8 protein-coding genes and 1 tRNA gene are annotated in these 15254 nt (G+C 60.2%); all 9 read left to right on the top strand.

Going from position 1 to position 15254, the window contains the following annotated elements; all coding sequences use genetic code 11:
- Positions 1 to 280: 280 nt before the first annotated feature.
- Complete coding sequence (gene dnaG / locus L6D82_RS06565) at positions 281 to 2248, top strand: DNA primase (protein WP_085746595.1); 1968 nt, start codon at positions 281 to 283, stop codon at positions 2246 to 2248.
- A 67-nt stretch (positions 2249 to 2315) separates the two neighbouring features.
- A complete protein-coding gene (rpoD, locus tag L6D82_RS06560; protein WP_102685691.1) occupies positions 2316 to 4163 on the top strand; it encodes an RNA polymerase sigma factor RpoD in 1848 nt (615 codons plus the stop codon).
- A 126-nt stretch (positions 4164 to 4289) separates the two neighbouring features.
- Entirely contained in the window at positions 4290 to 8036 is a 3747-nt protein-coding gene (locus L6D82_RS06555; protein WP_236188420.1) for a bifunctional diguanylate cyclase/phosphodiesterase, read from the top strand.
- Between the two features lie 15 nt (positions 8037 to 8051).
- Positions 8052 to 8128, top strand: a tRNA-Ile gene (locus L6D82_RS06550).
- Between the two features lie 214 nt (positions 8129 to 8342).
- Positions 8343 to 9431: a pyoverdine biosynthesis transaminase PtaA gene (ptaA, locus tag L6D82_RS06545; RefSeq protein ID WP_085746598.1), complete on the top strand. Its 1089-nt coding sequence runs from the start codon at positions 8343 to 8345 to the stop codon at positions 9429 to 9431.
- Positions 9432 to 9538: 107 nt separating this feature from the next.
- Positions 9539 to 10000, top strand: a complete 462-nt coding sequence (locus tag L6D82_RS06540; protein ID WP_064599860.1) for an Lrp/AsnC family transcriptional regulator — start codon at positions 9539 to 9541, stop codon at positions 9998 to 10000.
- Positions 10001 to 10146: 146 nt separating this feature from the next.
- Entirely contained in the window at positions 10147 to 11829 is a 1683-nt protein-coding gene (locus L6D82_RS06535; RefSeq protein WP_085746599.1) for a flavin monoamine oxidase family protein, read from the top strand.
- A gap of 12 nt (positions 11830 to 11841) precedes the next feature.
- Positions 11842 to 12636 (top strand): carbon-nitrogen hydrolase family protein, encoded by a 795-nt coding sequence (locus L6D82_RS06530; RefSeq protein ID WP_085746600.1) that lies wholly within the window; start codon positions 11842 to 11844, stop codon positions 12634 to 12636.
- Positions 12637 to 12674: 38 nt separating this feature from the next.
- Positions 12675 to 15101 (top strand): pyrroloquinoline quinone biosynthesis protein PqqF, encoded by a 2427-nt coding sequence (pqqF, locus tag L6D82_RS06525; RefSeq protein WP_236188417.1) that lies wholly within the window; start codon positions 12675 to 12677, stop codon positions 15099 to 15101.
- Positions 15102 to 15254 lie beyond the last annotated feature (153 nt).

Genomic DNA, 15254 nt, shown 5'->3' with positions numbered 1-15254 from the left:
CACTGATTCCTCTTACGACGATCAGCCCAAGGCACCTGCTTGCGTGCCCGCTTCATGAGCTATCCGAGGCCGATTGCCGGCCGTCAGCGGATTCAGCGCAACATTTTCGAATAGTCGAAGACTGATGAGTACTAACGTCAGTGGATTTTCGGCAGATACACTTCCCGACAGCGATTACGCAAACGACACCGGTCGAGCCGCACCACGTGCGCGCATCACTCAATGACCCGCGTCCGGCAGACTTTCGCATCGGATCCATTACAGCGCAGACGAGAACGCCATGGCCGGGCTGATTCCCCAGAGCTTCATTGACGACCTTCTGAACCGCACCGACATCGTCGACGTGGTCAGCTCGCGCGTGCAATTGAAGAAGGCCGGTAAAAACTACACCGCCTGCTGCCCGTTCCATAAAGAGAAGACCCCGTCATTCAGCGTCAGCCCCGACAAGCAGTTCTATTACTGCTTCGGCTGCGGCGCCGGCGGCAACGCCCTCGGCTTTCTCATGGATCACGACAATCTGGACTTCCCCCAGGCCGTCGAAGATCTGGCCAAGGCCGCCGGCATGGAAGTGCCGCGAGAAGAAGGCGGCCGCTCGAACAAGCCGCGCCAGCCGACCGATTCACCGCTGTACCCGCTGCTCACCGCGGCTGCCGACTTTTATCGGCAGGCGCTCAAGAGCCACCCGGCACGCAAGGCAGCAGTGGATTACCTCAAGGGTCGTGGCCTGACCGGCGAAATCGCCCGGGACTTCGGTCTCGGATTCGCACCGCCGGGCTGGGACAACCTGTTCAAACACTTGAGCAGCGACACTTTGCAGCAGAAAGCCATGATCGACGCCGGCCTGCTGATCGAGAACGCCGAAACCGGTAAACGCTATGACCGCTTCCGCGATCGCGTGATGTTCCCGATCCGCGACACCCGTGGACGGATCATTGCTTTCGGCGGTCGAGTGCTCGGCGACGACAAGCCAAAGTACCTGAACTCGCCGGAAACCCCGGTCTTCCATAAAGGCCAGGAACTCTACGGCCTGTACGAAGCCCGCAAGAACAATCGCAACCTCGACGAAATCATCGTCGTCGAGGGCTATATGGATGTCATCGCTCTAGCCCAGCAAGGCCTGCGCAATGCCGTCGCGACACTCGGCACCGCCACCAGCGAAGAACACCTCAAGCGTCTGTTTCGCGTAGTGCCGAACGTACTGTTTTGCTTTGACGGCGACCAGGCTGGCCGCAATGCCGCCTGGCGCGCACTCGAAGCCACACTGCCCTGCCTGCAGGACGGGCGCCGTGCACGCTTTCTGTTTCTGCCTGAAGGCGAAGACCCGGATACGTTGATTCGCGCCGAAGGCACAGACGCCTTCCGCGCCCGGATCAATCAGCACGCACAGCCGCTGGCGGACTACTTCTTCCAGCAACTGACCGAAGAAGCCGACCCGCGTTCGCTGGAGGGCAAGGCCCACATGGCCACCCTCGCAGCACCATTGATCGACAAGGTCCCAGGCGCCAATCTGCGCATCCTGATGCGCCAGCGCCTGACCGAGATCACCGGTCTGAGCAGCGAAAGCGTCAGCCAGCTGGCCCAGAGCGCTCCTCAGGAAGCACCGCCGGCCTACGACCCGGGCATCGATTACGACGCCATGCCGGACTACAGCGACTACCATCAGCCGCAGGCACAGGACATGTATGTGCCGCAGCAGGAATGGACGCCGAAAAAAACCGGCGCCGGCGGCAAGAAATGGGACAAGAAACCGTGGGACAAAAATGGCAAGCGTGGCGGTGATCGCGATCAGCCGCGTGCCCCACGCGTGCCGGCCGCCGTCGAACCTCCGACCCTGGCCGCTCTGAGAACCTTGCTGCATCACCCGCAACTGGCGGAAAAGGTCGAGGACGCCGGGCACTTCGCGGACGAGAACCAGACCAACGCACAGCTGCTGGTGGCACTGCTCGAAGCCGTGCAGAAGAATCCCAAGCTAAACTCATTTCAGTTGATCGCGCGATGGCACGGAACCGAACAGGGTCGCCTGCTCAAGGCGCTGGCGGAAAAGGAATGGCTGATTGACGGAGACAACCTTGAACAACAGTTTTTCGACACCATTACTAGCTTGTCAGCCCGCCAACGCGAGCGAAATCTGGAACAACTGCTCAGGAAAGCGCGTCAAAGCGAACTGAGCGCCGAAGAGAAAAATCAACTGCGCGACCTTTTAAGTCGCAATGTTTCCGCATCAAACCCGACCTCAACTGGCGCGTGAGGTCATAGCTCAGGTATAATCCTCGGCTTGTTTTTTGCCCGCCAAGACCTTCAGTGGATAGGGTGTTATGTCCGGAAAAGCGCAACAGCAGTCTCGTATTATTGAGTTGATCAAACTGGGTCGTGAGCAGAAGTATCTGACTTACGCCGAGGTCAACGACCACCTGCCCGAGGATATTTCAGATCCGGAGCAGGTGGAAGACATCATCCGCATGATTAACGACATGGGGATCCCCGTACACGAGAGTGCTCCGGATGCGGACGCCCTTATGCTGGCCGACGCCGATACCGACGAGGCCGCTGCGGAAGAAGCAGCCGCTGCGTTGGCGGCGGTGGAGACCGATATCGGTCGCACCACTGACCCGGTGCGCATGTACATGCGTGAAATGGGTACGGTCGAGCTTCTGACTCGTGAAGGCGAAATCGAAATCGCCAAGCGTATCGAAGAAGGCATCCGTGAAGTGATGAGCGCCATCGCGCACTTCCCTGGCACGGTTGACCATATTCTCTCCGAGTACACTCGCGTCACCACCGAAGGTGGTCGCCTGTCCGACGTTCTGAGCGGTTACATCGACCCGGATGACGGTATTGCGCCGCCTGCCGCCGAAGTACCACCGCCGATCGACGCGAAAGCGGCGAAAGCGGATGACGACTCCGAGGACGATGACGCCGAAGCTTCCGATGACGAAGAAGAAGCCGAAAGCGGTCCGGATCCGGTCATTGCCGCACAGCGCTTCGGTGCTGTCGCCGACCAGATGGAAATCACCCGCAAGGCTCTGAAAAAGCACGGTCGTCACAACAAGGCGGCAATTGCCGAACTGTTGGCTCTGGCTGAGCTGTTCATGCCGATCAAACTGGTGCCGAAGCAATTCGAAGCACTGGTCGAGCGTGTTCGCAGTGCCCTGGATCGTCTGCGTCAGCAAGAGCGCGCGATCATGCAACTGTGCGTGCGTGATGCACGTATGCCACGCGCCGATTTCCTGCGTCAGTTCCCTGGCAACGAAGTCGACGAAAGCTGGTCCGACGCCCTGGCCAAAGGCAAGAGCAAGTACGCCGAAGCCATTGCCCGCGTGCAACCGGACATCATCCGTTGCCAGCAGAAGCTGACCGCGCTGGAAACCGAGACCGGCCTGACCATCGCCGAGATCAAGGACATCAACCGTCGCATGTCGATCGGTGAGGCGAAAGCCCGCCGCGCGAAGAAAGAGATGGTTGAAGCGAACTTGCGTCTGGTGATCTCCATCGCCAAGAAGTACACCAACCGTGGCCTGCAATTCCTCGATCTGATCCAGGAAGGCAACATCGGTCTGATGAAAGCGGTGGACAAGTTCGAATACCGTCGTGGTTACAAGTTCTCGACTTATGCCACCTGGTGGATCCGTCAGGCGATCACTCGCTCGATCGCCGACCAGGCCCGCACCATCCGTATTCCGGTGCACATGATCGAGACGATCAACAAGCTCAACCGCATTTCCCGCCAGATGTTGCAGGAAATGGGTCGCGAACCGACCCCGGAAGAGCTGGGTGAACGCATGGAAATGCCTGAGGACAAGATCCGCAAGGTATTGAAGATCGCCAAAGAGCCGATCTCCATGGAAACCCCGATCGGTGATGACGAAGACTCCCATCTGGGTGACTTCATCGAAGACTCGACCATGCAGTCGCCAATCGATGTCGCCACTGTTGAGAGCCTGAAAGAAGCGACCCGCGAAGTGCTGTCCGGCCTTACTGCCCGTGAAGCCAAGGTACTGCGCATGCGTTTCGGTATCGACATGAACACCGACCATACGCTCGAAGAAGTCGGCAAACAGTTTGACGTGACCCGTGAGCGGATCCGTCAGATCGAAGCCAAGGCGCTGCGCAAGCTGCGCCACCCGACGCGAAGCGAGCATCTGCGCTCCTTCCTCGACGAGTGATACCAGAACCCCCGGCCCAGGCCGGGGGTTTTGTTTTTAGCGCAGATTAAATACCTCGCACCGCCCTCCCCCCGCGCACAGCCCGTCTACACTCGAAACATTCCCCCGAGCCATAACGAGACCGTTATGCCCAGACTGGCGTCCGTGCTTTTTTTGCTGTCACTGATGATCTGGACCGCAACGGCTGACGCGCTGACTCTGACCGATGAAGAACGTAGCTGGCTGGCGGCTCACCCGGACTTGCGCCTGGGTGTGGATGCGTCGTGGCCGCCCTTCGAGTTCCGCGACGACCAGAACCGCTATCAGGGTCTGGCAGCGGACTATATCGATGTGATTCGCCAGCGCCTGGCGATCAAACTCACCCCCATCGAGCCGGTGAGCTGGACCATGGTGCTCGAACAGGCGAAAAACGGCACGATCGACCTGCTGCCGGGCATCATGTCCACCCCGGAACGCCAGAGTTACCTGTCATTCACCCGCCCTTATCTCGACTTTCCGATCGTCATCCTCGCCCACGTCGGCGGCCCGCAACCGCGCAAGCTCGAGGATCTTTACGGCCTGAAGATCGCCGTAGTCGAAAACTACGCACCCCACGAACTGTTGCGCACACATCACCCCGACCTGAACCTGGTGGCGATGCCCAACGTCAGCTCCGCATTGCAGGCCCTGGCTACCGATGAAGTCGACGCGGTGGTCGGCGATCTGGCCTCCAGTGTCTGGAGCCTGCGGCAGCTCAAACTGGATGGTTTGTATGTCAGCGGCGAGACCCCTTATCGCTACCAGCTGGCGATGGGCGTCCCCCGGGACAACAAAATGCTGGTGGGGATTCTCGACAAGGTGCTGGCCGACATGTCCCCGGAGGAAATCAGCAGCATTCAGGAGCACTGGGTCGGCAACGTCCTCGATCACCGGACATTCTGGTCGGATCTGCTGGTTTACGGTTTACCGGGGCTATCGCTTCTGGTCATCGTCCTGGCAGTGGTGATCCGCATCAACCGGCGCCTGAGCTCGGAAATCGCCCGACGCATCGACCTTGAACAGGAACTGCGCAGCAGCGAATACCATTATCGCGGGCTGGTGGAGAGTCTCTCAGCCATCGCTTGGGAAGCGCGGATCAGCGATTTCACCTACAGCTATGTTTCGCCCCACGCCGAGGATCTGCTCGGCTATCCGCTGTCCCATTGGCTGATTCCAGGCTTTTGGCGCAACATCATTCACCCTGCCGATCTGACTCGTGCCCAGAGCTTCTGCGATCACGAAGTGCTGGCCGGGCGCGATCACAGTCTCGATTACCGCGTCATCACCGCAGACGGCCGTTGCTTGTGGGTACGCGACATCGTCAGCCTGATCGAACACGGCCACGAACCGGTGATGCGCGGCCTGATGATCGACATCAGCGAAACCAAACGCACCGAAGAGGCGTTGCGCCTGTCGGAACAGAAATTCGCTTCGGTATTCCAGCAATGCCCGGACATTCTAGTCATCGCCCGGCTCTCCGACGGCTGCCTGCTGGAGGTCAACGAAGCTTTTGAAGAACAGATCGGGCTCAAGGCCGAAGAAGTGATTGGCCAGACCGCCACCGAACTCAACATCTGGGGCATTCCAGGGGTTGGCCCGGGCCTGCTTCAGCGCCTGCAAGCCGGCAGCATTCGCAACCTGGAGATGCCCTTTCGTCGCAACAATGGCCAGGTGTTTACCGGGCTGATTTCCGCCGAGCCCTTCGAGCTCGACACGACACCGGCGCTGGTCGTGGTGGTGCGCGACATTACCCAGCTCAAGGAAACCCAACAGCAACTGCAAACCTCCGAAGAGAAGTTCGCCAAGGCCTTCCACGCCTCGCCGGACGGTCTGCTTCTGTCGCGCCAGAGCGATGGCCTGCTGCTGGAGGTCAACGAAGGTTTCAGTCGTATCACCGGTTTCAACAGCGCGATGTCGGTGGATCGCTCGGCGCTGGACCTGGGAATCTGGGTCAACCTCAACGAACGCAAGCAAATGCTCGACCTGCTGCACCGCGACGGGTTCGTTCGCGACTTCAGCTGCCACATCCGCCGCAGCGACGGGCAGATCCGCCTCTGCGAAGTATCCAGCCGTCCGCTGCCGATCGGCGACGAAGATTGCATGCTGACCATCGCCCGGGACATCACCGAACGCCACCTGATGCAGGAAAAACTGCAACAGGCTGCGACCGTGTTCGAGAGTACTGCCGAAGGCGTGCTGATCACCGACACCCAGCAACACATCAGCGCCGTTAACCGGGCCTTCACCGAAATCACCGGTTACAGCGAAAGCGAAGCACTGGGGCACACTCCGCGCCTGCTGGCCTCCGGACTGCACGACAGCGCGTTCTACGCGGCGATGTGGCATCAATTGACCGACGAAGGCCACTGGCAGGGCGAAATCTCCAACCGGCGCAAAAATGGCGAGCTGTACCCGAGCTGGCTGACCATCAGCGCCGTGCGCAACCGCGACAAGTTCATCACTCACTTCGTTGCGGTGTTTGCCGATATCTCCAGCCTCAAGCACGCCCAGGCCAAACTCGACTACCAAGCGCATCACGACCCGCTCACCGGCCTGCCAAACCGCACGCTGTTCGAAAGTCGCCTGCTGATGGCACTCAACAGTCAGCAGGAAAACGGCGGTCAGGGCGCAGTGCTGTTCCTCGACCTCGACCGTTTCAAGCACATCAACGACAGCCTCGGTCACCCGGTCGGCGATTTGCTGCTCAAGGGCATCGCCGTGCGCCTCAAGGAGCAACTGCGCGATATCGACACCGTCGCGCGGCTGGGTGGCGACGAATTCATCATTCTGCTGCCTGGCCTGCAGCAGCCCGGCGATGCAGACAACATCGCCACCAAACTGCTGAACTGCTTTGGCGCACCGTTCCAGGCTGGCGAGCATGAGTTCTTCATCAGCGCCAGCATCGGCACCAGCCTTTACCCGCGCGACGGCTGCGATGTCGCGACCCTGATCAAGAACGCAGACGCGGCGATGTACCGCTCCAAGGCCAAGGGCCGCAACCGGGTCGAAAGCTACACCCGCGATCTCACCGCCCAGGCCAGCGAACGCGTAGCACTGGAACACGAACTTCGCCGGGCCATTGAGCGCGAAGAGTTGTACCTCTATTACCAACCGAAAATCAGCCTCGACGATCACAGCCTGGTCGGCGCCGAAGCCTTGATCCGCTGGCGCCACCCGAACTTCGGCGATGTGCCGCCGGAGCACTTCATCCCGCTGGCGGAAGAGAACGGGATGATTCTGCAAATCGGCGACTGGGTGCTGGAAACCGCCTGCCGGCAGATGTTCGAGTGGGGCCAGATCTACGAATCCCTCGGCCCTCTCTCGGTGAACCTCGCCGGCGCGCAACTGCGCCAACCGAACCTGCTGGGACGCATCGAGCAACTGCTCAAAGACAACCGCCTGCGGCCGGAATTACTGCAACTGGAAATTACCGAAAACTTCATCATGAGCCAGGCTGAAGAAGCGCTGGCGGTGCTGCATCAGCTCAAACACCTGGGCGTGCAACTGGCCATCGACGACTTCGGCACCGGTTATTCCTCGCTGAGTTACCTCAAGCGCCTGCCTCTGGACATCCTCAAGATCGACCAGTCTTTCGTTCGCGGACTGCCCGACGACCCGCACGACGCGGCGATCGTCCGCGCCATCATCGCCCTGGGCCGCAGCATGCAATTCACCGTGATCGCCGAAGGCGTGGAAACCCAGGCCCAGCAACAATTCCTCGCCGCCGAAGGCTGTGAACAGATCCAGGGCTACATCGTCAGCCTGCCGCTGCCACCAGAAGAGTTTGCCGCGACGTTTCTTCGCATAGCCGTATCAGATTTTTCGGATAGCACAGCCGAGAAACCGTCGCTATAATCCGCGGCCTACTGAGGGCCTATAGCTCAGTTGGTTAGAGCAGAGGACTCATAATCCTTTGGTCCACGGTTCAAGTCCGTGTGGGCCCACCAAACATGAAAAAGCCGCGCTTATGTGCGGCTTTTTCGTTTCTGTCTTTCCCGCCACGAGGCCGTCGTCCCATCTCCCTTCAAAGCGTGCGACTTCTGAAAGCGTAAACAGGGCTTGCCTCATGCCCGTCTAAATCGACAACTAACCATTTCGTTACACCATATGTCCTGGCACCCAAAGCCGAGGCTCATCTGATGATTCGAAAAAGGAATTTTTATGGTTGATGTCACTCGCCGTTCGCTGATGGGAATCGCCGCAGCACTTCCCCTGCTCGCGCAGTCATCCTGGGGGCAGGCGCAACGTCAGGATGCACCGGCACCAGTACCCGGCGATGAGGTACTGATCAATTTCAACGAGAGCCCCTGGGGACCGGCGCTCGCCGCCCGACAGGCGATGCAGGAAGGCATTGCACTGTGCGGGCGTTATCCCTACAAGATCCAGTACCGACTCAACGCTCTGTTTGCCCGCCAACAAGGCATACCGGAGGAATATGTTCAGACTTTCTGCGGCTCCAAACTGGCCTTGCAGCATGCGGTTCACGCCTTCACTCGACAGGGTAGCCTGGTCGTTGCGTCGCCCTCTTATGAAGACCCTGTCGAGGCGGCTCGCGGCAGACAGGTCGCGGTCCACGAGATAGCACTGAATCCTGATCATGCCCATGATCTTCCACACATGCTGGCGGCCGATCCGCAGGCGGGACTGATCTACGTCTGCAATCCGAATAATCCGACCGGTACTGTGACGCCACACGCAGATATCCTGCTCGCGCTGGCGAACAAGCCAAAAGGAACGATTCTGTTGGTGGACGAGGCCTATATCGACTTCTCGAATGCGCCGACCTGCATTCCGCTGGTCAAGGATCATCCCGAACTGATGGTGCTGCGAACTTTCTCGAAAATCTATGGCATGGCAGGCGCCCGTCTGGGTATCGCGATAGCCAACCCCGCCCTGCTGGAGCAACTGGAGGTGTTCGGCAATTACAACGTGCCGGCGGCCCCTTCGCTGTTGGGCGGCATAGCCAGTCTCGAGGACACGCAGTTGCTGCCACAGCGCAAGCACACCAACACGAGGCTGCGTGACGAGACAATCACCTGGCTGACCGCTCGCGGTTTTCGCTGCACGGTGTCGCAGGCCAACTGCTTCATGGTCGACGTGAAACGTTCTGCCAGGGAGGTGGTGCAGGCGTTGGCCGATCGCCGGGTCAAGGTGGGCCGGGTATGGAAAGAGTGGCCGACGTGGATTCGGGTCAGCGTTGGTACGGAAGACGACATGCGACGGTTTCGTGAGGCATTTGCCAGCGTCTGATATCAAGACAGTCCCTATGGAAAACCGCGCGAGTATCGCCCACAAGCTTACCGCCGGCCGAGCCTGTAACATGCGCAACCAAAGATCCGCGCCCATGGAGACGCCCCTTGTCCGACATCCGCCCACCCGTGCTTGATGAAATTGACCGACAGTTGATCGCGGCCCTGCAAATCAACGCCCGCGAGAGCGTGGCGATGCTGGCCCGGCAATTGGGGATCGCCCGCACGACCGTGACTTCGCGACTCGCGCGGCTGGAAAAGGCCAAGGTCATCACCGGCTATGGCGTGCGTCTGGGCCAGCGTGTGGTGGATGGCGGATTGCAGGCTTACGTCGGGATCAAGGTGCAGCCACGCTCCGGCAAAGAGGTGTTGCGCCGGTTGAGCGCGATGGCTCAGGTGCAGCAATTATGCGCGGTAAGTGGTGAATTCGATTATGTGGCGTGGCTGCGGACCGATTCGCCGGAGCAGCTCGATCAGCTTCTGGATCAGATCGGCAGCGTAGACGGTGTGGAGAAGACCACGACGTCGATCATCCTCAGCAGCAAGATCGATCGCGGGCATCCAGTTTGACCATCGCTTTCGTCATATCGCAGTACTAACGCTCAAAACGACGACACTTTGCGTCTTATTAACGTGTTCTACGCTCCCTAGAATGGCTGGCATCTTTTCCTATACTCAGACGCGCATCCAGCGTCGGGTCGCCAGCAAGGTCAGCCATGAACAAGAACAATCGCCATCCTGCAGACGGTAAGAAACCGATCACCATTTTCGGTCCGGACTTTCCTTTCGCCTTCGACGACTGGATCGAACACCCGGCCGGCCTGGGTAGCATTCCCGAGCACAACCACGGTGCCGAAGTGGCAATCGTGGGTGCTGGCATCGCCGGTCTGGTGGCGGCTTATGAGCTGATGAAACTCGGCCTGAAACCCGTAGTGTACGAGGCCTCGAAGCTTGGCGGTCGCCTGCGCTCCCAAGCGTTCAACGGCACTGACGGCATCGTCGCCGAGCTCGGCGGCATGCGCTTCCCGGTGTCGTCCACCGCGTTCTATCACTACGTCGACAAGCTCGGCCTCGAAACCAAGCCCTTCCCCAACCCGCTGACGCCGGCCTCCGGCAGCACCGTGATCGACCTGGAAGGCAAAACCCATTACGCACAGAGCCTGAAGGATCTTCCTGCACTGTTCCAGGAAGTGGCTGACGCCTGGGCCGACGCTCTGGAGGCCGGTTCGCAGTTCGCCGATATCCAGCAAGCGATTCGCGACCGTGACGTGCCACGCCTCAAGGAGCTGTGGAACACTCTGGTTCCGCTGTGGGACGACCGCACCTTCTACGACTTCGTTGCCACCTCGAAAGCCTTCGCCAAACTGTCGTTCCATCACCGCGAAGTGTTCGGCCAGGTCGGTTTCGGTACCGGTGGCTGGGACTCGGATTTCCCCAACTCGATGCTGGAAATCTTCCGCGTCGTGATGACCAACTGCGACGATCACCAGCATCTGGTGGTCGGCGGTGTGGAACAAGTGCCACAAGGTATCTGGCGTCATGCGCCGGAGCGCTGCGTGCACTGGCCGCAAGGCACCAGCCTGAAATCGCTGCACCACGGCGCACCGCGCTCCGGGGTGAAGAAAATCGCCCACGCACCTGACGGACGTTTCGCGGTCACCGACAACAACGGCGACACCCGCGAATACGCCGCCGTACTGACCACCTGCCAGAGCTGGCTGCTGACCACCCAGATCGAATGCGATGAAAGCCTGTTCTCGCAGAAGATGTGGATGGCGCTGGACCGCACTCGCTACATGCAATCGTCGAAGACCTTCGTGATGGTCGACCGCCCGTTCTGGAAGGACAAGGATCCGGAAACCGGTCGCGACCTGATGAGCATGACCCTCACCGATCGCCTGACACGCGGCACCTATCTGTTCGACAACGGCGACGACAAACCGGGCGTGATCTGCCTGTCGTACTCGTGGATGAGCGATGCGCTGAAGATGCTCCCGCACCCGGTGGAGAAACGCGTGAAACTGGCGCTGGATGCGCTGAAGAAGATCTACCCGAAAGTCGACATCGCCGCGCGGATCATCGGCGATCCGATCACCGTGTCGTGGGAAGCCGACCCGCACTTCCTCGGCGCGTTCAAGGGCGCCCTGCCCGGCCACTATCGCTACAACCAGCGCATGTACGCGCACTTCATGCAGGACGACATGCCGCCGGAGCAGCGCGGGATTTTCATCGCCGGCGACGACGTGTCGTGGACGCCGGCCTGGGTCGAAGGCGCGGTACAGACCTCGCTCAACGCGGTGTGGGGAATCATGAAGCACTTCGGCGGGTCCACACATAAAGAGAACCCCGGCCCGGGTGATGTGTTCAAAGACATCGGCCCGATCGCCCTGCCCGAGTAAGAGGAATCTTCGATGCGTGTAGCCCTTTACCAATGTCCACCGCTGCCACTGGAACCCGCCGCCAACCTTCAGCGCTTGCATCAACTGGCGATGGAGGCCAAAGGCGCCGACCTGCTGGTGGTGCCGGAGATGTTCCTGACCGGCTACAACATCGGCAAGGAGGCGGTCGCGACATTGGCCGAGGTCTATAACGGCGAATGGGCGCAACAGGTTGGACGAATCGCCAAGGCTGCCGGCCTGGCGATTCTCTACGGTTATCCTGAGCGCACCGCCGAAGGACAGATCTACAACGCTGTGCAGTTGATCGATTCGAACGGCGAGCGCCTGTGCAATTACCGCAAGACGCATCTGTTCGGCGATCTGGACCGTTCGATGTTCAGCCCCGGCGATGGCGAGTTTCCCATCGTCGAGCTCAACGGCTGGAAGCTCGGTTTCCTGATCTGCTACGACCTGGAGTTCCCGGAAAACGCCCGGCGCCTGGCCCTTGAAGGCGCCGAGCTGATTCTGGTGCCGACGGCGAACATGATTCCTTTTGATTTCATTGCCGATGTTTCCGTGCGCTCCCGCGCCTTCGAAAACCAGTGCTACGTGGCTTACGCCAACTACTGCGGCCACGAAGGCGACATTCATTACTGCGGGCAAAGCAGCATTGCCGCGCCGGATGGCAGCCGCATCGCCCAGGCCGGACTGGACGAAGCCTTGATCGTCGGTGAGCTGGATCGTCAGTTGATGGTCGACTCGCGCAACGCCAACCGCTACTTCAACGACCGCCGCCCCGAACTTTACGACGCGCTCAACAAGCGCTAATCCGCTAGCATTGGCACTTCACTGTTCTGGAAGTGCCCATGCCTGCGTCGACTCACCCCCGCCCCCACACCGAAACCCTGGCCAACGGCTTGCGCGTGACCCTGCGCCACATGCCCGGTCTGAAGCGCAGCGCCGCCGCGTTGCGGGTGGCTGCCGGCAGTCATGACGTGCCGTTGGCGTGGCCGGGGCTGGCGCATTTTCTTGAGCATTTGCTGTTTCTCGGCACCGAGCGTTTTCCTGCACAGCAAGGGCTGATGGCCTACGTGCAAGGTCACGGCGGTCAGGTGAATGCCAGCACCCGCGAGCGCACCACCGATTTCTTCTTTGAGTTGCCGCCAACGTCCTTCAGCGGTGGACTGGAGCGTCTGTCGGACATGCTCGCTCATCCGCGTATGAATCCGGACGATCAGTTGCGGGAACGGGAAGTGCTGCAGGCGGAGTTTGTTGCGTGGTCGCAGGATGCTGCGGCTCAGCAGAAAGAGGCGCTGTTTGAGGGATTGTCGGCAGCACATCCTTTGCGCGGCTTTCATGCCGGAAACCGCGACAGCCTGCCGGTTGAACAAGCGGATTTTCAGCAGGCGTTGAGAGATTTCCATCAGCAGTTTTACCGCACCGGGCAGATGACTCTGAGTCTGGTCGGGCCGCAAAGTGTTGAAGACCTGAGAACGCTGGCAGAACAGTTTGCCGCCGCGCTGACAGCTGGGGATAAAACTTCACAGGCAGCCCCCGTTCGCTTGATGGACACTCCACAGAAAAGTTATCAACAGGTCGGCGAGCGGCACGGCAATCTGCTGTTTGCGTTAGAGGATTTGCCGGAGTCGTCGGCCGAGGCACTGGCGTTTTTCTGTCACTGGTTGAACAGCGCCAAACCCGGTGGGCTGCTCGCTCAATTGCAGCAGCAGGGATTCGCGGAAGACTTACAGGCCTGTGTGCCTTATCAATTTGCTGGGCAGGCTTTTCTACATCTTCAGTTCACTGGGGCATCCGGGTCACTCGACGCCATCCGCGCACAGTTTCTCGACTGGTTGAGCTTCTTCGCAGCGCAGCAGGACTGGCCGGCACTACGCGAGGAATATTCGGCACAGCTTCAACGTCAGCAGCAGGTCAGCGGTGCGTTGCAACTGGCGCGACTCGACAGCGAACAACTCGAAAGCGGCCTCTGCGAATCGGCCGTTGCAGCGCTCAAAGTGATTCTCGGCAAAATCGGCACTGTGGATAACTTCAGCAGTCACTGGCATCTGCCCGCTGCCAATCCGTTCCTGCGCGTAGCCGAACCGCTGGCCAACGCCGGCCTGATCCGCGGCCAAACCAGCGCCCACCGTGGGCTGCGCACGTTCGCTCAGGATCGCTCGCGCAGCCGACGCGAACGTTCGCCGATGCAATTCAGCCAGGCGCTGCCGGATAACGATGACGAAGGTGCGGTGTATGTTCGCTGGCAGACGGAAGCAGCGGCCACGGCCGAGCTGCAAGCGAAACTGCAACGCAGTCTGCGGGAGATTTCCGACGACGCGCGTCAGGCCGGGGTCGAGTTGTCCTTCAGCGCCTCAGCTGATCAGTGGCTGCTGAAACTCACTGGCCTGCAGGACACGCTGCCCGTTGTCCTGGAGCACGCACTGAAATCTCTGACACAAGTGGGCGCCGATTCCGCGAAAGGCGAGCCGCAACCTGCGCTGATACCGATCCGCCAGCTGCTCAAAGTACTGCCGGAAAAATGCCTGCCAGCGGTAGGCAAATCCGATGACGCCGCCCACCTGTGGACAACTTCCCGCTGGGACGGTCTGGCTTTGGGGTTAAGCCCACAAACCCAGTCAGCCATGGGTCTGGCCCTGAGTCGCATCCCCGGCATCCCGGACAATCAAATTCCCGCACCGTCGGCAATCAACGCCGGATGCCGGTGGAGTCAGATCGACAGCACGTCCAGCGAACACGCCTTGCTGCTGTTCTGCCCGACCGCCAGCCACGAGATCGCCGACGAAGCCGCGTGGCGCCTGCTAGCGCATCTGTGCCAGACACCGTTCTACCAACGCCTGCGCGTCGAACTGCAACTGGGTTATGCGGTGTTCAGCGGGCTGCGTCAGCTCCACGGCCAGACCGGATTGCTGTTCGGTGTGCAATCCCCCACGGCCACCGCCGCGCAATTGCTCGGTCACATTCAGCAGTTTCTCGATAGCCTGCCAGCCCTTGTCGAACGACTCGATGACGCGAGCCTCGCCCGGCAACGCCAGACGCTTGTCGATCAGTTCGATGACAGCGTCCTGTCCGGCAAAGATGCGGCCGAACTCCTGTGGCAGGCCCGCCTCGCCGGCCACTCGTCGGATTATCTGGCCCATCTGCGCAGCGCCATCGCCCAACTGGATCGCCCGGCATTGCTGGCCGCCGCACAACGTCTGATCCGCGCCGAGGGCGGCTGGCACGGCCTCTCCAACGCCGCTTCGCCGGACGCGCCATGGCAAGCGGCAAAATGATCATTACCGGGGCTGCAAGGAGCTTTCTCAAAGATTCACGGGCCAACCCCCTGAAATTTTGAGTAACATAGCCACCTAACTATTTGGAACATCCCTGCGCTGCCGTGGACTATACCCATGGATAGCGCTATCTCACCCACCTGAAAAAGGAGT

Origin of the sequence: Pseudomonas paraglycinae, assembly GCF_021601625.1 — a bacterium.
GTDB lineage: Bacteria > Pseudomonadota > Gammaproteobacteria > Pseudomonadales > Pseudomonadaceae > Aquipseudomonas > Aquipseudomonas paraglycinae.
This window is presented reverse-complemented; position numbering and strand designations above follow the sequence as displayed.

What these genes read in the sequence shown, in the direction of transcription:
- pqqF (WP_236188417.1), top strand. Translation starts at nt 12,675, where the DNA reads ATGCCTGCGTCGACTCACCCCCGCCCCCACACCGAAACCCTGGCCAAC.
- L6D82_RS06555 (WP_236188420.1), top strand. Translation starts at nt 4,290, where the DNA reads ATGCCCAGACTGGCGTCCGTGCTTTTTTTGCTGTCACTGATGATCTGG.
- ptaA (WP_085746598.1), top strand. Translation starts at nt 8,343, where the DNA reads ATGGTTGATGTCACTCGCCGTTCGCTGATGGGAATCGCCGCAGCACTT.
- L6D82_RS06535 (WP_085746599.1), top strand. Translation starts at nt 10,147, where the DNA reads ATGAACAAGAACAATCGCCATCCTGCAGACGGTAAGAAACCGATCACC.
- dnaG (WP_085746595.1), top strand. Translation starts at nt 281, where the DNA reads ATGGCCGGGCTGATTCCCCAGAGCTTCATTGACGACCTTCTGAACCGC.
- rpoD (WP_102685691.1), top strand. Translation starts at nt 2,316, where the DNA reads ATGTCCGGAAAAGCGCAACAGCAGTCTCGTATTATTGAGTTGATCAAA.
- L6D82_RS06530 (WP_085746600.1), top strand. Translation starts at nt 11,842, where the DNA reads ATGCGTGTAGCCCTTTACCAATGTCCACCGCTGCCACTGGAACCCGCC.